The sequence below is a fragment of the Streptomyces sp. NPDC006743 genome, assembly GCF_040703815.1.
Classification (GTDB): Bacteria; Actinomycetota; Actinomycetes; order Streptomycetales; family Streptomycetaceae; genus Streptomyces.
Map to the genome: position 1 here is coordinate 140,350 of NZ_JBEYJA010000002.1, position 18,279 is coordinate 158,628.

Genomic DNA, 18,279 nt, shown 5'->3' on the forward strand with positions numbered 1-18,279 from the left:
GCCGCGCGTCGGCGCCTTCACGCCACCCCGGCGCCCGCTCCGCCCGCCCCCGGTGCTTCCTCTCCGCCGGCCGCCGACGGGTTCCCGGTGCCGTACAGGGCGGCCAGGCGCAGGGCGTCCCGGGTGAAGCGCTCCCGCAGCGACGCGGGGGCCAGGATCTCCGCTTCCGGACCCAGGGCGCCGAGCTGGGCGTGCGCGACCTCCTCCGATTCCACCGGCAGGGTCACCGTCGTCCGGCCGTGTCCGTCCGGGGCACCGGCACTGGCCAGGGCCTCGCGGGCCGCCGCCGGGTCGACGGCGTGCGGCAGCCTGCGCAGCCCCTTCTCGGACAGCCGCACGACCACCTCGGCGCGCAGGATCGAGCGGGCGAACTGCTCGGCGCGCTCCGCCCAGAAGGCGGCCAGGTCGAAGCTCTCGTCCCGGGCGAACCGCTCCCCGCCCGGTTCGACCGCCGTGAACCGGTCGAGCCGGTAGACCCGGTGAGCGGCCGGTTCTGCTCGGTGAGCGGTTGGGTCCCGGTGCGTCGCCCGGGCTCGGTGAGCGGTTGCGTCCCGGTGAGCCGCTCCGGCTCGGGCAGCCGTTCCCGGCCGGTGCGCGCCCGGCCCGCCGTCCGGCGCGTGCTCCGCGACCCGCGCGCACAGGTACCACGCGCCGGCCTTCAGCACGAGCCCGTACGGCTCCAGCTCGCGTACGACCTCCGGGGCGCCCTCCGCGCGCCGGTAGCGCACGGTGAGGACGAGGTCGCTCCAGACCGCGTCCGCCACGGCGGGCAGCAGCGGGGGCACCGTGGGTTCACGGAACCAGGCCGGGGCGTCCAGGTGGAAGCGCTGCGCCGCCGTGCGGGGGGCGTCGCGCACGGCGGGCAGCAGTGCCGCGGACACCTTCAGCCGGGCCGCCGAGGCGGCGTCCTCCAGGCCCATGTCCCGCAGCGCGCCCGGCACACCGCTGAGGAACAGCGCCTCCGCCTCACCGCGCGCCAGGCCCGTCAGCCGCGTGCGGTAACCGCCCACCAGCCGGTAGCCGCCGGCCCGCCCCCGGTCGGCGTACACCGGCACGCCCGCCTCCGACAGGGCCTGCGCGTCCCGCGTGACGGTCCGCTCCGACACCTCCAGCTCACGCGCCAGCTCGGCGGCGGTCATCGGCTGCCGCGACTGGAGCAGCAGCACCATCTTGATCAGGCGGGCGGCACGCATACGGCCATCATGCCGGGGACCACTGACAGCGCTGACGGCGAAGGGGCACGGCGGACGCGCCGTGCCCCTTCGGACGGGACCCCGGCCCTCGCGGGCCGAGCTCCTCACAGGCCGTACTGGCTGTACAGACCGTACTCGTTACTGGCCGTACTGGCCGTACTTGTTACAGGCCGTACTTCTCCCGGGCCTCCTTGACCGCCGAGGCCTTGACCTCGCCGCGCCGGGCCAGCTGCGCCAGGGCCGCGACGACGATCGACTCGGCGTCCACCCCGAAGTGGCGGCGGGCGGCCTCACGGGTGTCCGACAGGCCGAAACCGTCGGCGCCCAGCGACGAGTAGTCCTGCTCGACCCACTGCGCGATCTGGTCCGGGACCTGGCGCATGTAGTCGGAGACCGCCAGCACCGGACCCTCGGCGCCCTGGAGCGCCTGGCGTACGAAGGGCACCCGCTCCTCGCCGCGCAGGAGGGCCGCGTCGGCCTCCAGCGCGTCGCGGCGCAGCTCGCCCCACGAGGTCGCCGACCACACGTCGGCGGCCACGCCCCACTCCTCGGCGAGCAGCCGCTGCGCCTTGAGCGCCCAGTGGATCGCCGTGCCCGAGCCGAGCAGCTGGATGCGCGGCGCGTTCGCCGGGGCGGTCAGACCGGCCGACTCCGCCGTGTTGAAGCGGTACAGGCCCTTGACGATGCCCTCGTCGATGCCGAGGCCGGACGGCTTGGCCGGCTGCGGCAGCGGCTCGTTGTAGACGGTGAGGTAGTAGAAGACGTTCTGGTCCTCGCCCTCGGCCGCCTCGCCGTACATGCGGCGCAGGCCCTCCTTGACGATGACCGCGATCTCGTACGCGAACGCCGGGTCGTAGGAGAGTGCCGCCGGGTTGGTGGCCGCGATGACCGGGGAGTGGCCGTCGGCGTGCTGCAGGCCCTCACCGGTGAGCGTGGTGCGGCCGGCCGTGGCGCCGACGAGGAAGCCGCGGCCGAGCTGGTCGCCGAGCTGCCACATCTGGTCGGCGGTGCGCTGCCAGCCGAACATCGAGTAGAAGATGTAGAACGGGATCATCGGCTCGCCGTGCGTCGCGTACGACGACGAGGCGGCGATGAAATCGGCCATGGAACCGGCCTCGGTGATCCCCTCGTTGAGGATCTGGCCGTTCTTGGCCTCCTTGTAGTACATCAGCTGGTCGCGGTCGACCGGCTCGTACGTCTGGCCCTTGGGGGAGTAGATCCCGAGCGAGGGGAACAGCGACTCCATGCCGAACGTGCGCGCCTCGTCGGGGACGATCGGCACCCAGCGCTTGCCGGTCTCCTTGTCGCGGACCAGGTCCTTGACCAGGCGGACGAAGGCCATGGTGGTGGCCACGCTCTGCGAGCCGGAGCCCTTGTCGAAGGCGCCGAACGCCTTGTCGGCCGGGGCCGGCAGGGCCGCGACGGGGTGCACCCGGCGGGCCGGGGCCGGGCCGCCGAGGGCCGCGCGGCGCTCCTGGAGGTAGCGCACCTCGGGGGAGTCGGCACCGGGGTGGCCGTAGGGGACCTGGCCGTCGACGAAGTCGCTGTCCTTGATCGGCAGCTCCAGCAGGTCACGCATCTGCTTGAACTCGTCCACCGACAGCTTCTTCATCTGGTGGTTGGCGTTCTTCGAGGCGAAGCCGCTGCCCAGGGTGTGGCCCTTGACCGTCTGCGCCAGGATCACCGTCGGGGCGCCCTTGTGCTCCAGGGCCGCCTTGTACGCGGCGTAGACCTTGCGGGCCTCGTGGCCGCCGCGCGAGTAGTGGAAGCACTCGATGATCTTGTCGTCGCTCAGCAGCTTCGCCATCTCGGCGAGCGCCGGGTCGGCGCCGAAGAAGTCCTGGCGGATGTAGGCCGCGTCGCGGGTCTGGTACGTCTGGATCTGCGCGTCCGGCACCTGGCGCAGACGGCGCAGCAGCGCGCCCGTGGTGTCGAGCTGGAACAGCTCGTCCCAGGCGGTGCCCCACAGCGACTTGACCACGTTCCAGCCGGCGCCGCGGAACTGGGCCTCCAGCTCCTGCACGATCTTGAAGTTGGCGCGGACCGGGCCGTCCAGGCGCTGCAGGTTGCAGTTGATGACGAACGTGAGGTTGTCGAGCTGCTCCCGGGCGGCCAGCGCGAGCGCGGCCGTCGACTCGGGCTCGTCCATCTCGCCGTCACCGAGGAACGCCCACACGTGCGAGGCGGAGACGTCCTTGATGCCGCGGTTGGTGAGGTAGCGGTTGAAGCGCGCCTGGTAGATCGCCGACAGCGGGCCGAGGCCCATGGAGACGGTCGGGAACTCCCACAGCCAGGGCAGGCGGCGCGGGTGCGGGTAGGACGGCAGGCCGTTGCCGCCGGCCTCCTGGCGGAACTTGTCCAGGTGGGCCTCGGTCAGGCGGCCGTCCAGGAAGGCACGGGCGTAGATGCCGGGGGAGGCGTGGCCCTGGATGTACAGCTGGTCGCCGGAGCCGTCGCCCTCCTTGCCGTGGAAGAAGTGGTTGAAGCCGGTCTCGTACAGCCATGCCGCCGAGGCGAAGGTGGCGATGTGGCCGCCGACGCCGTACTTGGAGCCGCGGGTGACCATCGCCGCCGCGTTCCACCGGTTCCACGCGGTGATGCGGGCCTCCATGGCCTCGTCACCGGGGACGGCCGGCTCGGCCGCGGTCGGGATGGAGTTGACGTAGTCGGTCTCCAGGAGCTTCGGCAGGGCGACACCAGTGCCCTCGGCACGCTCCAGCGTGCGGCGCATCAGATACGCGGCACGGTGCGGCCCGGCCGCCTTGGCAACGGCGTCCAGGGAGGCCTGCCATTCGGCGGTCTCCTCGGGGTCGCGGTCCGGGAGCTGGTCGAGCTCGCTCGGCTGGATGGCGTTGGGGTCGGTCATGTCGCCGCCTTCCTCAGTCGAAGGGGGTTCCCTCATCTGCAAGGGTTCGGGGGTGCCCTAGGTCTTTGGCAGGACAGGGCTTGAGGGGCTCTGGGTAGAAGCCCGTCGCCGACTGTAACTCCCTGATCGATGATCGATCAAAGGGTTGAGGGTCAAAACCTCTTGATTACGAGAAAGTCGGCACCCGGTGCCTTTCGAACAGGCACGCGGTGCCGTGTTTTCGAAGCGTTTTCGCAGGTGAGCGGCGAAGTGCTCGACTGGTCGGGCGGGGGACCGACGGCTCACGGACACGGTGGGGCAGCCCGGACGGGGGGTCACGGACGCGGTGCGCAGCCCGGACGCGGTGTCACGGACGTGTGGCCCGCAGCCCGAGGACGTGCGTCACGGGCGCGGCGCGCAGCCCAGGACGTGCGCCTTCACCAGTTCCGCGATCCGCGCGTCCCGCCTGCGGAACGCCTGCACCAGCTCCTCGTGCTCCTCCGCGTACGACTGCTGGACGGTGCCCAGCCAGCGGATCGACAGCGCCGTGAAGACCTCGATGCCCAGGCCCTCCCAGGTGTGCAGCAGCACCGAGTTGCCGGCCGCGCGCACCAGCTCCCGGTGGAAGCCCACCGTGTGCCGCACCTGCGCGGTGCCGTCGGCCCGCCGGTCGGCCTCGTACAGCGCGGACACGTGCGGCTCCAGGGCCGAGCAGTCCTCGGCCAGCCGCTCGGCCGCCAGCTCCGCCGCGATGGCCTCCAGACCGGCCCGGACGGGGTAGCTCTCCTCCAGGTCGGCGGCGCTCAGGTTGCGCACCCGCACGCCCTTGTTCGGGGCCGACTCGATCAGCCGCAGCGACTCCAGCTCGCGCAGCGCCTCCCGCACCGGGGTCTGGCTGACCTCCAGCTCGGTCGCGATCCGCCGCTCCACGATCCGCTCGCCCGGCTTCCAGCGCCCGCTGACGATCCCCTCCACGATGTGCTCGCGGATCTGCTCGCGCAGCGAGTGGACGACGGGCGCGGTCATGGAGGCTCCTTAAAGCGGGACCGGGCGGCGGCCCCCGGGGGCGTTGACGCTTAGACAATACGGCGGTCAGCGCGGGGCGGAAGGGCGCATACGGGCGCTTTCACGCAGGTGAGACGAGGCTTACACGCCGTGATGGCCAAGAAACGGCAAACGGCGGCGCCCCCGTCCGGAGTGCTCCGGACGGGGGCGCCGCACCCGCTCTTCCCGTGTGGGGACGAGGTCACAGGCCGGTCCCGACGCCGTCGGGACCCTCGGCCCGGGTCACAGACCCAGCTCGACCTCGAACTCGCCCGCCTCCAGGATCGCCTTGACCGCCGTCAGGTAACGGGCCGCGTCGGCGCCGTCCACCAGGCGGTGGTCGTAGGAGAGGGTCAGGTAGGTCATGTCGCGGACGCCGATGACCGTGCCCTCCTCGGTCTCGATGACGGCCGGACGCTTGACCGTGGCACCGATGCCGAGGATCGCCACCTGGCCCGGCGGCACGATGATCGTGTCGAACAGGGCGCCGCGCGAACCGGTGTTGGAGATGGTGAAGGTCGCACCGGACAGCTCGTCGGGCGTGATCTTGCTCGCCCGGACCTTGCCCGCCAGCTCGGCCGTGGCCTTGGCGATGCCGGCGATGTTCAGGTCACCGGCGTGCTTGATGACCGGGGTCATCAGGCCCTTCTCGGAGTCCACCGCGATACCGACGTTCTCGGTGTCGAAGTAGGTGATGGTCCCCTCGGCCTCGTTGATCTTGGCGTTGATGGCCGGGTGGGCCTTCAGCGCCTGCGCGGCGGCCTTGACGAAGAACGGCATCGGGGAGAGCTTGACGCCCTCACGCGCGGCGAAGGAGTCCTTCGCCTTGGCCCGCAGCTTCATCAGCCGGGTCACGTCGACCTCGACCACCGAGGACAGCTGCGCCTGCTCGTGCAGGGCCTTGACCATGTTGTCGCCGATGACCTTGCGGATCCGCGGCATCTTCACGGTCTGGCCGCGCAGCGGGGAGGCCTCCAGGGCGGGGGCCTTCTTCGCGGCGGGCGCGGCAGCGGCGGCGGGGGCCGGGGCGGCCGGGGCCTTCGCGGCCTCGGCGGCGGCGAGGACGTCCTGCTTGCGGATGCGTCCGCCGACGCCGGTGCCCTTGACGGAGCCCAGGTCGACGCCGTTCTCGGCGGCGAGCTTGCGCACCAGCGGGGTCACGTAGGCGCCCTCGTCGGTCGCCTGGGCGGCGGGAGCCGGAGCCGCGGGAGCGGCGGCCGGGGCCGGGGCGGCCGGAGCCTGCGGAGCCGGAGCGGCCGGAGCCTGCGGGGCGGGGGCCTGCGGGGCGGCCGCGGGGGCCTGCGGAGCCGGGGCCGCGGGGGCCTGCGGAGCCGGGGCCGGGGCCGGGGCGGCCGGGGCCTGCGGAGCCGCGGGGGCCGGGGCGGCGGCCGGGGCCGGGGTCTCGGCGGCGGGCGCCGGGGCCGGGGCGGCCGGGGCAGCGGCGGGAGCGGCACCCGGAGCGCCGATGACGGCGAGCTTGGCGCCGACCTCGGCGGTCTCGTCCTCGCCGACGACGATCTCCAGGAGCACACCGGAGGTGGGCGCCGGGATCTCGGTGTCGACCTTGTCCGTGGAGACCTCGAGCAGCGGCTCGTCGGCCTCGACGGAGTCGCCGACCGACTTCAGCCAGCGGGTCACGGTGCCCTCGGTGACCGACTCGCCCAGCGCGGGCAGGACCACGTCGGTGCCCTCGGCGGCACCGGCCGGCGCGGCCGGGGCCTCGGCGGCGGGAGCGGGCGCCTCGGCGGCGGGGGCCTCGGCGGCCGGAGCCGGCGCGGGCTCGGCGGCCTCGGCGGGGGCGGCCTCGGCGGCGGGCGCCGGAGCCGCGGCGGGGGCGCCGGAGCCGTCGTCGATGACGGCCAGCTCGGCGCCGACCTCCACCGTCTCGTCCTCGGCGACCTTGATGGAGGCCAGCACACCGGCGGCGGGCGAGGGGATCTCGGTGTCGACCTTGTCGGTCGAGACCTCGAGCAGCGGCTCGTCGGCCTCGACGCGCTCGCCCTCGGCCTTCAGCCAGCGGGTGACAGTGCCCTCGGTGACGCTCTCGCCGAGCGCCGGCAGGGTTACGGAAACCGACATGGTTTCGGTTGCTCCTTACGAAGTACGGAAGTCTGTGTCGTCGCGCCCGTTGACCGAAGGCTCAGTCGTGGGAGTGGAGGGGCTTGCCGGCCAGGGCCAGGTGGGCCTCGCCGAGCGCCTCGTTCTGCGTCGGGTGGGCGTGGATGAGCTGCGCGACCTCGGCCGGCAGCGCCTCCCAGTTGTAGATCAGCTGCGCTTCGCCGACCTGCTCGCCCATGCGGTCGCCGACCATGTGGACGCCGACCACGGCACCGTCCTTGACCTGGACGAGCTTGATCTCGCCCGCGGTCTTGAGGATCTTGCTCTTTCCGTTGCCCGCCAGGTTGTACTTCAGGGCGACGACCTTGTCCGCGCCGTAGATCTCCTTGGCCTTGGCCTCGGAGACACCGACGGAGGCGACCTCCGGGTGGCAGTACGTCACCCGGGGGACACCGTCGTAGTCGATCGGAACGGTCTTCAGACCGGCCAGGCGCTCCGCCACCAGGATGCCCTCCGCGAAGCCGACGTGCGCGAGCTGGAGGGTGGGGACCAGGTCGCCGACGGCCGAGACGGTCGGGACGTTGGTGCGCATGTACTCGTCGACGAGGACGTAACCGCGGTCCATCGCGATCCCGGCCTCCTCGTAGCCCAGGCCCTGGGAGACCGGGCCGCGGCCGATGGCGACGAGCAGGACCTCGGCCTCGAACTCCTTGCCGTCGGCGAGGGTGACCTTCACGCCGTCCTGGGTGTACTCGGCCTTCTCGAAGAACGTGCCGAGGTTGAACTTGATGCCCCGCTTGCGGAAGGCGCGCTCCAGCAGCTTGGAGCTGTTCTCGTCCTCGACCGGGACCAGGTGCTTGAGGCCCTCGACGATGGTGACGTCGGTGCCGAAGGACTTCCACGCGGAGGCGAACTCGACGCCGATCACGCCGCCGCCGAGGATGATCGCGGACTTCGGCACGCGGTCCAGGACGAGGGCGTGGTCGGAGGAGATGACGCGGTTGCCGTCGATGGTCAGGCCGGGCAGGGACTTCGGCACGGATCCGGTCGCCAGGAGGATGTGGCGGCCCTGGATCCGCTGACCGTTGACGTCGACGGAGGTCGGGGAGGACAGCCGGCCCTCGCCCTCGATGTAGGTCACCTTGCGGGAGGCGATGAGGCCCTGCAGACCCTTGTACAGGCCCGAGATGACCTCGTCCTTGTACTTGTGGACGGCGGGGACGTCGATGCCCTCGAAGGAGGCCTTGACACCGAACTGCTCGCTCTCGCGGGCCTGGTCGGCGATCTCGCCCGCGTGCAGCAGGGCCTTGGTGGGGATGCAACCCCGGTGCAGGCAGGTACCGCCGACCTTGTCCTTCTCGATCAGGGCGACGTCCAGGCCCAGCTGCGCCCCGCGCAGGGCCGCGGCGTAACCGCCGCTGCCACCGCCGAGGATCACTAGGTCGAAAACGGTGCTGGCGTCGTTCGCCACGTCACGTCCTCCATGCATGTGCGCCGTGCCGGTCGTCGCTGACCGGCGGGCGGCTTGTGTCCGGCCGCTCGTTCTTCGGCCCTTTGGGTGGGGGCCCTGTCCTGCCGTCGCCCATCTTCGCACTTGTCGGGGGTGAACGAGACGCGGGGCCGGGGTGTGAGACATCCCACCCGCCGCGGCCACCGCGACGGACCGCCGGGACCGCGACGACGGACCGCCGTGGCCACCGCGTCCGGCCGGCCGCGTGCCCGGGGCCGGCCGGCCGGACGCACGAGGTGCCCGCCGGGCACGGGGCGGCCCCGGGTGCGTCGCGCACCCGGGGCCGCCCCGGTGGGGAAGGGCCTCAGCCCAGGTCGCCCGCCGCCGTCAGCTCGGCGAGCCGGACGAGCGTGCGCACCGCGCTGCCCGTACCGCCCTTGGGCGTGTAACCGAAGGGGCCCTGCTCGTTGAAGGCCGGACCCGCGATGTCCAGGTGGGCCCAGGTGATGCCGTCACCGATGAACTCGCGCAGGAACAGACCGGCCACCAGGCCGCCGCCCATCCGCTCGCCCATGTTGGCGATGTCGGCGGTGGGGGAGTCCATGCCCTTGCGCAGGTGCTCGGGCAGCGGCATCGGCCACGCCGCCTCGCCGACCTCCTCCGCGGCCTCGTGGATCGCGGAGCGGAACGCGTCGTCGTTCGCCATGATCCCGAAGGTGCGGCTGCCGAGCGCCAGCACCATCGCGCCGGTCAGGGTCGCCACGTCCACGATCGCGTCCGGCTTCTCCTGCGAGGCCGCCCACAGCGCGTCCGCGAGCACCAGCCGGCCCTCGGCGTCCGTGTTGAGCACCTCCACCGTCTTGCCGCTGAACATGCGCAGCACGTCACCGGGGCGGGTGGCGGAACCGGAGGGCATGTTCTCGGCGAGCGCCAGCCAGCCGGTGACGTTGACCTCCAGGCCGAGGCGGGCGGCGGCGACGACGGCGGCGAACACGGCGGCCGCACCGCTCATGTCGCACTTCATCGTCTCGTTGTGACCGGCCGGCTTGAGCGAGATGCCGCCCGAGTCGTAGGTGATGCCCTTGCCGACCAGCGCCAGGTGCTTCGTCGCCTTCGGGCTGGTGTACGACAGCTTGACCAGACGCGGTGCCGCCGCCGAGCCGGCGCCGACGCCGAGGATGCCGCCGTAACCGCCCTTGGCGAGCGCCTTCTCGTCCAGCACCTGGATCTTCAGGCCGTGCGCCTTGGCCGCGTCCTGCGCCAGCGCCGCGAAGGCGGCCGGGGTGAGGTCGTTCGGCGGGGTGTTGATGAGGTCGCGGGCGCGGTTCAGCTCCTCGGCGACGGCGGTGGCACGCTCGATCGCCGCCTTGTACGCCTTGTCGCGGGGCTTGCCGCCGAGCAGCACGACGTCGGCCAGCGGCGCCTTGCCGCCCCGGCCCTTGGCGTCCTTGCCGTTCTCCTTGTACGCGTCGAAGGAGTACGCGCCGAGCAGCGCGCCCTCACCGACGGCACCGGCGTCCGCGGCATCCGCGAGCGGCAGCGCGAACGCGGCCTTCTTCGCGCCGTTGAGGGCGCGGGCGGCCACACCGGCCGCCCGGCGCAGCGCCTCGGCGTCGAACCCGGCGTCCTTCTCGGGCTCCGCGCCCAGGCCCACCGCCAGCACCAGCGAGGCCTTGAAACCGGACGGCGCGGGCAGCTTCGTCACCTCGCCCTCGGCCCCGGAGGCACCGAGGGTCTCCAGGACGTCGGCGAGCTTGCCGTCGTAGCCGGCGTCGACGGCTTCGGCACCCGGTGCGACGACCGGGCCCTTGGCGCCCTTGGCGACACCGACGACGATCGCGTCGGCGCGCAGGCCGGGCGCCGCGGCGGTGCTGAGAGTGAGAGCAGTCACGGTGGTGATTTCTCGCTTCCCTGTGAAAGGTGGTTGGCCGAATGCGGGTGGGTCGACCGGGCCCCGCGACCGACCTTAAGGCCCTGTCGGACCCGACTCCTCCTGCGGTGCGGTCTTCACCCGGGCAGGCAAACACCCGGCACGAGCCTACGCGCGTCGGGACGGGGATCCGTCGCGCGGGCGCCGTCCGGGGGTGGCGGGTCCTCGTCCGGCGCCCCGCGCCCCGGTGCACCGGGGCCGTACGGCACGGCAACTCCCCTGGCGGCGGGGCACTTAGAGCTGCGGACGGAAGGGGAGCCCGGGCTCGCGACGCCCGGCACGCACGCTCGCGGCGTTGCCGAAAGGCCCTGACAGCTCCGCCACAAGGACCTTCCGGCGCCTTGCGATCGCACGCACCGGACACCGCGCGCCGATCGGACTCCCCTTCTGTCCGCAGCTCTCCGGGGCATCGGAGATGATCGTCGGGTGCACACCCCCACAGATCACCCCACTCGCCCCGCGGACCACCGCCCGGCCCGTCCGGCAGGACGCCCGGTCCTCCTCGCCGCCCTGCTCCTGCTGCTGCTCACCGGATGCGCGGGGCGGGCGGACGGTGACGGCGGCCCGGCCGAGGACGGCTCCACGGGCCGCGCCACGCACTCTCCGGGCGCCGCCGCGAGTCCGGCGGACCGCTGGCGGCCCCGCCCGGGCACCACGTGGCAGTGGCAGCTCAGCGGCCGGCTCGACACCTCCGTCGACGTGGCCGTCTACGACATCGACGGGTTCGACCACTCGAAGGAGACCGTCGCCGGACTGCACCGCGCGGGCCGCAAGGTCATCTGCTACGTCTCCACCGGCGCCTGGGAGGACTTCCGGCCCGACGCGGACCGGTTCCCCGAGGCGGTGCTCGGCAAGGGCAACGGCTGGAAGGGCGAACGCTGGCTCGACATCCGCCGCACCGACGTACTGGAACCCCTCATGGCCGCCCGCCTCGACATGTGCCGGGACAAGGGCTTCGACGCGGTGGAGCCCGACAACATGGACGGCTACAAGAACCGGACCGGCTTCCCGCTGACCGCCGCCGACCAGTTGCGCTACAACCGCCTCGTCGCCTCCCTCGCCCACGAGCGCGGCATGTCCGTCGGCCTGAAGAACGACCTGGGCCAGATCCCGCAGCTGGTGGGGGACTTCGACTTCGCGGTCGACGAACAGTGCGCGCAGTACGGCGAGTGCGACGGCCTGAAGCCGTTCGTCGCGGCCGGCAAGGCGGTGTTCCACGTCGAGTACGAACTGCCCACCAGCCGCTTCTGCGCGCAGTCCCGCCGCCTGAAGCTGAGTTCGCTGCTCAAGAAGTACGAGTTGGGGGCGTGGCGCCAGGCGTGCTGAAGCCGTGACCGCCCGGCGGCGCGGGGAAACCCGGTCCGGCGGGCGGCGACGGGAAACCCGGTCCGGCGGGCGGCGACGGGAAACCCGGGCCGGGCGGCGGGGTGAAGTCCGGTCCGGTGGGCGGCGCGGGGAAGCCGGGGACCGCTGCGCCGGGGGCGCCCGCGCCGGCTGGTGCGCCGGGGGCGCGCAGCCACAGGCCGGTGACCGCCGTCCGCGCCACCCGGTCGGCCAGCGACCGCCGGGCGGGGAAGAGCACCGGCAGGGCGTTGACGAGGAAGAGCAGCACGGCCAGCGCCCACACCAGCACCGACAGCAGGAAGTGCCCCTCGATCAGCAGGACGCAGGCCACGGCGTAGACGGCGACGTCGGCCGCCGTGGTGACGGCGGCCCTGAGCGCGGCCGAACGGGCCCGCCGGGACAGCGGGGAGAGCGGCGCGACCTTCAGGCCGAGCAGCGCCTTGCCCACCGTCCGCCCGGTCAGGGCGAGGCAGGCCCACTGGTAGACGAAGGCGGCGAGCACCAGCAGCGCGAACGCCTGCTCCACGTACAGCACCGCCTTGTTCCACAGCGACAGCCCGAGGTGCTCGGAGCTGCCGATGACGTCACCGCGCGAACCGAGCAGGTCCAGGCCGCCGCGGGTGGCCAGTTCCGGTACGTCGGTGACGAGGAGGGAGATCCGGTGGAAGGTGAGTACGGCGAGCGCGGCGGCCGCGGCGACCACCAGCGCGAAGTCGATCGACCAGGCCATGGCACGGCGCAGCTTCGGCACAGACGTCCCCCGATCCCGCTCATGTCTGTTCGGCCGTTCAGCCTACCGAGGGCGGACGGAGGGTCGAAAGGGTCGGCGGGAATCGTTTCAGCCCAGTGACAGGACGACCAGCGCACAGGTCGCCGCCGTCTCGGCGAGGCCCCCGAAGACGTCACCGGTCACTCCGCCGAAGCGGCGCGTGCAGTGGCGCAGCAGGAGTTCGGCGGCGGCCAGGGAGGCGAGCACGGCGCCCGCCGAGAGGAGGGCGGTGCCCGTCCCGAGGGCCGCGCCGGCCGCGCCCGCCGCCAGGGTGACGGCGAGCGCCGCGGCGAGCGCGCCGGGCACCGGCACCACTCCGGCGACGGCCGCCCCCAGGCCCTCCGGTCGCGCGGCGGGCACCCCGGCACGCGCGGCCAGGGTCAGCGCCACCCGGGCGGCGGTCGCCGCGACGACGGCCGCCAGGGCGCCCCGGGCCCACGAGCCGGCGTAGGCCTGCGCCAGGGCGGCCACCTGGGCCAGCAGCACGAGCAGCAGGGTGATGACGCCGAAGGGGCCGATGTCCGACTGCTTCATGATGCGCAGCGCGTCCTCGGCGGGTTTGCCGCTGCCGAGCCCGTCGGCGGTGTCCGCGAGCCCGTCCAGGTGCAGACCGCGGGTCAGCGCGGCGGGCACGGCGGCGGTGGCGACGGCGGCGAGCAGCGGTGCGGCGCCGAGGAAGAGCAGCAGCAGACCCACGGCGGCCGCCACGAGGCCGGTCGCGAGTCCGGCGAGCGGGGCGCACAACATCCCGCCGCGGGCCGCCCGGCGGTCCCAGCGGATCACCCGCACCGGCAGCACGGTCAACGTGCCGAAGGCGAACCGGAGCCCGTGCGGCACCGCCCCCGACGAGGACGGCGGCGACCCGGGCGAGGAGGGCGGGGACACGGACACGCAGGCAGCCTACGGGACCCCGTGCGACCCCCGGCGGCGGGCGCCTCGCCTCGCCCTGTCGTCGGGCGCCGCGGCTCGCCTGTGGTCGGGCGCCGCGGCTCGCCTCGCGGTCGGGCGGTGCTTCGGCGGACGGCCGGTGGCCGCCGGTGGAGGAGCGGCGCCCCCGCGGGCGGGGCAGACTGCATACATGGGGCACTGGCTGTACCGCAACATCGTCGAACCCGGCAAACTGCCCCTGCTCCTCGCGCTGGGCGCGTTCGTGGCCACGTTCGTGGTCACCCGGGTCATCACCCGCCTGATCCGCGCCGGGAAGGGCCCCTTCGGGAACGTCAGAGCCGGTGGGCTGCACATCCACCACGTCGTCCCGGGCGTCGTCCTCACCGTCGCCGGCGGCTTCGGCGCGGTCGCCACCAGCAACCGGCACGGCGTGGGCACGTCGGTCTTCGCGGTGGTCTTCGGCGTGGGCGCGGGCCTGGTCCTGGACGAGTTCGCGCTCATCCTGCACCTGGACGACGTCTACTGGACGGAGGCGGGCCGCAAGAGCGTCGAGGTGGTGGTCCTCACGGCGGCCCTGGTCGGTCTGGTCCTCGCCGGCTTCTCCCCGTTCGGCGTCAACGACGTGACCCCCGGCGAACTCCAGGACCGCGGCTCGGTCATCGCCGGGGTGGCCGTCAACTTCCTCTTCTCGCTGGTGGCCCTCAGCAAGGGCAAGCTGCGGCTGGCCGTCTTCGGCGCGATCGTGCCCTTCCTCGCCCTGGTCGCCGCCGTCCGTCTCGCCCGGCCCGGCTCCTACTGGGCCAGGCGCTTCTACCGCCACCGCCCGCGCGCACGGGCCCGCGCCGACCTGCGCGCCTACCGCCACGACCGCCGCTGGGCCGCGCCCCGCCGCGCCCTGCAGGACTGGATCGGCGGCAAGCCGGACACCCGGCCGAGGGCCCTGGCACCGGCGGCCCCGGGGGCCGGCCCGGACGCGGGCCCGGATGCGGGCAGGGGCACGGATGCGGGCAGGGGTGCGGCGTCGAGCACGGACACGGCCTTGGGCAGGCGTACGGATCCGGGCAGGCGTACGGATCCGGGCAGTGGCACGGGTACGGATCCGGGTACCGCTTCAGGGAGGGGGACGGATCGGGGTACCGGTACGGCCTCCGGCCCCGCGTCCGGACCCGGCCCGGAGGCGGACCCCGACCGCCGCACGTCCGAGTGACCGGACTCGGCAGACCGTTTCCGCCGGACCGTGTCCGTCAGGCCGTACTCGTCAGGCCGTGTCCCGCGGGGACACGTCGGGTCTGCGTCAGGACTGCCTCGCCGCCGTCCGTGTGGCCGGCAGGCCCGGGGCGCTGGGCCCCGCCGTCAGGAAACCCTCCGCGCGCGCCGCCGCCAGGCCGATGCGCGGCAGGTCCGCGCTCTTCTCGAAGAGCAGGAACCGCGGCTCCCAGACGGGCCGGTACTTGGCGTTGGCGCGGTACAGCGACTCGATCTGCCACCACCGGGAGAAGAAGCCGAGCAGCGAGCGCCACACCCGCAGCACCGGCCCGGCGCCGAGGCGCGAGCCGCGCTCGAAGACCGACCGGAACATCGCGAAGTTGAGCGAGACCTGGGTGACCCCGACCTCCGGGGCGCGGCGGAGCAGTTCGATGACCATGAACTCCATGAGCCCGTTCTCGGCGTCCCGGTCGCGGCGCATGAGGTCGAGGGAGAGGCCGCGGGGTCCCCAGGGCACGAAGGAGAGCAGGGCCCGCGGCTCGCCGTGCGCGTCGTGGCACTCCAGCATCACGCACCGTCCGTCCTGCGGGTCGCCGAGCCGGCCCAGCGCCATGCTGAACCCGCGCTCGGTGGGCCCGTCCCGCCAGTCCTCCGCCCGGCGCACCAGGGACGCCATCTCGCCCGGGGGGATGTCCTCGTGCCGCCGGACGCGCACCGTGTACCCGGCCCGCCGAACCCGGTTGTGGGCCTGCCGCACGGTCCGCATGGCCCGGCCCTCCAGGGTGAACTCGGCGACCTCCACCACGGCCTCGTCACCCAGCTCCAGGGCGTCGAGCCCGTGGCGCGCGTACACCGTGCCGGCCTCCTCGCTCGCGCCCATCACGGCCGGGATCCAGCCGTGCGCCCGCGCCTCGGCCAGCCACGGTCCGATGGCGCCGGGCCACGCCTCCGGGTCGCCCAGCGGATCCCCGGAGGCCAGTGACACCCCGCCCACCACCCGGTAGGCGACGGCGGCCTTCCCGGTCGGCGACCAGACGACGCTCTTCTCGCGGCGCAGCGCGAAGTAGCCGAGCGAGTCCCGCTCGCCGTGCCGGTCCAGCAGCTCGCGCAGCCGCTTCTCGTCGTCCGCGCCGAGCGGGTCGACGGCGCGCCGCGACCGGAAGGCGGCGTACAGGACGGCGAGCACGAGCGCCGTGGACATGACGTTGATGGCGACGTTCGCCCAGTTGGGGGTGGCGATGCCCGGGAAACGGGCCTCCGGCGCGGCGACCGAGACCAGCCGCAGTGTGCCGTAGTGCCAGCGTTCGAGGTACGTCGAACGGGCCGCGTCCGGCGCCTGGTTGGTCGCCGTCACCAGCAGCGTGGCCAGCAGTGAGGCGGTCGGCAGGCCGGCCGCGGCGACGCCGGCGGCCAGCCGGGGGTTGGCGCGGTCGCCCTTGGCGTAGAACTCGCGCCGCCCCAGCAGCAGGGCGGCCACGAAGGCGGCGGTGAGGACCAGGGAGATCCAGTTCTGCGCGGAGCGGCGGATCTCGGGGAGCGACAGCGCCAGCCCGAACAGCACCAGGAACGGCCCGCTCAGTCCGAGGTTCAGGATCCAGGCGGCCCGCTTGCGCCGCCGCATGGTGACGGCCAGGAAGGAGGCGAACACGCCGGAGGCGAAGCCGGCGGTGAGCAGGTACGGGGTGAACAGGTTCTGCTGGTTGTGCCGGCGTACGTCCTGGCCCAGGGAGACCCACACCGCGCTGAGGAAGTTGACGAACGCGACGGCCCGCAGATACCAGACGGCCCACGCGGCGGCCCGCCGCGAGACCGCTGCACCGGGGCGAGGGCGAACAGGTGCGACTCGGGCATCTCCCATGAAAGCTGATCATATGGGCGCACACGTGACGGGGGGCGGCACGGACGCGCGTCGCGCCGCACCCCCCGAGCGGGCGCGGACTCCACGGAGGCTCCGGCCTCCGTGGCCTGCGACCCCGGCCTCGGGAACACTCCGTTCCGGCCCCAGCGGCCCTTGACCACAGACCCGGCAGGCTCCGTCCGAGCCTCGGGGACCCGTGACCCCGGCCTCGGCGTCACTCCGTCCCGGACCCCATGGCCCGTGACCACCCGCCCGGCGTCACTCCGTCCCGGACCCCGCTTTCTCGTCCGCCGGGCTCCCGGTCCGGTCCTCCGGGTCCTCGGCCCCGTCCGCTCGGTCCTCGGTCCCGTCCGCTCGGCTCTCCGGCTCGTCCGCCGGGTCCTCGGGCGGGCCCTCGGGCAGCTCGGCGGCCAGGGCCGCCGCGGCCTGCACCAGCGGAAGCGCCAGCAGTGCCCCCGCGCCCTCCCCGACGCGCACCCCGTGCTCCAGCAGCGGCTCCAGCGCCATCCGGTCCAGCGCCTTCGCCTGCCCCGGCTCCCCGCTGCTGTGCCCCGCCAGCCACCAGTCCGGCGCCCGGAACGCCACCCGCTGCGCCACCAGCGCGCACGCCGCCGAGACGACCCCGTCCAGGACCACCGGCAGCTTGCGCACCGCGCACTGGAGCAGGAAGCCCGTCATCGCGGCCAGGTCGGCCCCGCCGACCGTCGCCAGCAGCGCCAGCTGGTCCCCGAGCACCGGCCGTGCCCGGCGCAGCGCGTCCCGGATCGCGGCGCACTTGCGCATCCACGCCAGGTCGTCGATCGCCTCGCCGCCCCGGCCGGTCACCACCGACGCGTCCGTCCCGCACAGCGCCGCGATCAGCACGGCCGCCGGGGTCGTCCCGCCCACGCTGATGTCACCGAGCACCACGAGGTCCGTACCGGAGTCGGCCTCCTCGTCGGCCACCGCGACCCCGGCCCGGAACGCCGCCTCGGCCTCCTCGGTGGTCAGCGCGTCCTCGATGTCGATGCGTCCGCTGCCGCGCCGCACCCGGTGCCGTACGACGTCCTCGGGCAGCGTCTCGGGCGCACAGTCCAGGGCCATGTCCACCACCCGCACCGGCACACCGTGCCGCCGGGCCAGCACCGACACGGGCCGGGCGCCCTCCAGGACCGCCCGCACCAACTGCTCGGCACCGCCCGCCGGACGGGCCGACACACCGAGTCCGGCGACCCCGTGATCACCGGCGAAGAGGACGACCCGCGGCCGCTCGACCGGCCGCACCGGCACGGAGCCCTGCGCCGCGGCCAGCCACTCACCCAGGTCGTCGAGGCGGCCCAGCGCACCGGGCGGCACGATCTGACGCTCCCTGCGCGCCTCGGCGTCACGGCGCACTCCGCCGTCCGGGCGCTCGATCAGATCGGTGAAGTCGTCGAGATTCAGCGAGCTCATTCGCCGAACAGTACCGGCCCCGGTCGAACAGGACGGAGCCACGTCCTCATGTCGCCCCTCCGCCCCACCACCCGCACGCCACGCCGCGGCACCGCTGCCCCCGGCCGCCCGGCTGCCTCCCGGTTCCGCCTCCGCGGCGCACCCGTACGGCGTCTTCCCGCCCGGGACATGGATCCCATACGTTCCCTTTGCACCTTTACGGGGAATTGTCGGCAGCGGGCGGCCGGACCGGCCGACCGCCCGCCCGGCGGCTCCCCGCCGTA

The 18,279-nt window shown here is 73.8% G+C and carries 11 protein-coding genes and 1 pseudogene; 2 read left to right on the forward strand and 10 right to left on the reverse strand.

What is annotated here, in order from left to right; translation table 11 throughout:
* Window positions 1-17: 17 nt before the first annotated feature.
* The 6 genes from ABZ719_RS02140 to ABZ719_RS02165 all read right to left on the reverse strand — a co-directional run bounded on the left by ABZ719_RS02140 (window position 18) and on the right by ABZ719_RS02165 (window position 10,481).
* Entirely contained in the window at window positions 18-1,193 is a 1,176-nt protein-coding gene (locus ABZ719_RS02140; protein ID WP_366723340.1) for a WYL domain-containing protein, read from the reverse strand.
* Between the two features lie 163 nt (window positions 1,194-1,356).
* Entirely contained in the window at window positions 1,357-4,059 is a 2,703-nt protein-coding gene (gene aceE, locus ABZ719_RS02145) for a pyruvate dehydrogenase (acetyl-transferring), homodimeric type (protein WP_366723341.1), read from the reverse strand.
* Between the two features lie 381 nt (window positions 4,060-4,440).
* A complete protein-coding gene (locus ABZ719_RS02150; protein ID WP_037855842.1) occupies window positions 4,441-5,064 on the reverse strand; it encodes a GntR family transcriptional regulator in 624 nt (207 codons plus the stop codon).
* Window positions 5,065-5,325: 261 nt separating this feature from the next.
* A complete protein-coding gene (gene sucB / locus ABZ719_RS02155) occupies window positions 5,326-7,161 on the reverse strand; it encodes a 2-oxoglutarate dehydrogenase, E2 component, dihydrolipoamide succinyltransferase (RefSeq protein ID WP_366723342.1) in 1,836 nt (611 codons plus the stop codon).
* A 61-nt stretch (window positions 7,162-7,222) separates the two neighbouring features.
* On the reverse strand, window positions 7,223-8,611 hold the full coding sequence (lpdA, locus tag ABZ719_RS02160) for a dihydrolipoyl dehydrogenase (protein WP_037855847.1): 1,389 nt from the start codon (window positions 8,609-8,611) through the stop codon (window positions 7,223-7,225).
* A 343-nt stretch (window positions 8,612-8,954) separates the two neighbouring features.
* The gene (locus ABZ719_RS02165) at window positions 8,955-10,481 is read right to left on the reverse strand and encodes a leucyl aminopeptidase (RefSeq protein ID WP_366723343.1); all 1,527 of its coding nucleotides are present in this window, start codon (window positions 10,479-10,481) and stop codon (window positions 8,955-8,957) included.
* A 549-nt stretch (window positions 10,482-11,030) separates the two neighbouring features.
* On the opposite strand from ABZ719_RS02165, the gene ABZ719_RS02170 reads away from it, so the two are divergent.
* Window positions 11,031-11,846, forward strand: coding sequence for an endo alpha-1,4 polygalactosaminidase (locus ABZ719_RS02170; RefSeq protein ID WP_366723499.1), 816 nt, complete (start codon window positions 11,031-11,033; stop codon window positions 11,844-11,846).
* Here ABZ719_RS02170 and ABZ719_RS02175 read toward each other — a convergent pair.
* Together ABZ719_RS02175 and ABZ719_RS02180 are read right to left on the reverse strand one after the other, a co-directional pair.
* Complete coding sequence (locus ABZ719_RS02175) at window positions 11,806-12,615, reverse strand: RDD family protein (protein WP_366723344.1); 810 nt, start codon at window positions 12,613-12,615, stop codon at window positions 11,806-11,808. The two genes, ABZ719_RS02170 and ABZ719_RS02175, sit on opposite strands and share 41 nt — an antisense overlap.
* Window positions 12,616-12,702: 87 nt before the next feature.
* A complete protein-coding gene (locus ABZ719_RS02180) occupies window positions 12,703-13,518 on the reverse strand; it encodes an adenosylcobinamide-GDP ribazoletransferase (protein ID WP_366723500.1) in 816 nt (271 codons plus the stop codon).
* 193 nt (window positions 13,519-13,711) lie between these two features.
* Between ABZ719_RS02180 and ABZ719_RS02185 the strand changes: the two are divergent.
* Window positions 13,712-14,452: pseudogene (locus ABZ719_RS02185) on the forward strand (hypothetical protein); the annotation flags it as partial.
* Window positions 14,453-14,815: 363 nt separating this feature from the next.
* Here the strand turns inward: ABZ719_RS02185 and ABZ719_RS02190 are convergent.
* Entirely contained in the window at window positions 14,816-16,585 is a 1,770-nt protein-coding gene (locus tag ABZ719_RS02190; protein WP_366723345.1) for a phosphatidylglycerol lysyltransferase domain-containing protein, read from the reverse strand.
* A gap of 258 nt (window positions 16,586-16,843) precedes the next feature.
* On the reverse strand, window positions 16,844-18,016 hold the full coding sequence (gene cobT, locus ABZ719_RS02195; protein ID WP_366723346.1) for a nicotinate-nucleotide--dimethylbenzimidazole phosphoribosyltransferase: 1,173 nt from the start codon (window positions 18,014-18,016) through the stop codon (window positions 16,844-16,846).
* Window positions 18,017-18,279 lie beyond the last annotated feature (263 nt).

Coding starts and splice junctions, on each gene's coding strand:
- ABZ719_RS02140 (WP_366723340.1), bottom strand. CDS start 1,193: ATGCGTGCCGCCCGCCTGATCAAGATGGTGCTGCTGCTCCAGTCGCGG.
- aceE (WP_366723341.1), bottom strand. CDS start 4,059: ATGACCGACCCCAACGCCATCCAGCCGAGCGAGCTCGACCAGCTCCCG.
- ABZ719_RS02150 (WP_037855842.1), bottom strand. CDS start 5,064: ATGACCGCGCCCGTCGTCCACTCGCTGCGCGAGCAGATCCGCGAGCAC.
- sucB (WP_366723342.1), bottom strand. CDS start 7,161: ATGTCGGTTTCCGTAACCCTGCCGGCGCTCGGCGAGAGCGTCACCGAG.
- ABZ719_RS02190 (WP_366723345.1), bottom strand. CDS start 16,585: ATGGGAGATGCCCGAGTCGCACCTGTTCGCCCTCGCCCCGGTGCAGCG.
- cobT (WP_366723346.1), bottom strand. CDS start 18,016: ATGAGCTCGCTGAATCTCGACGACTTCACCGATCTGATCGAGCGCCCG.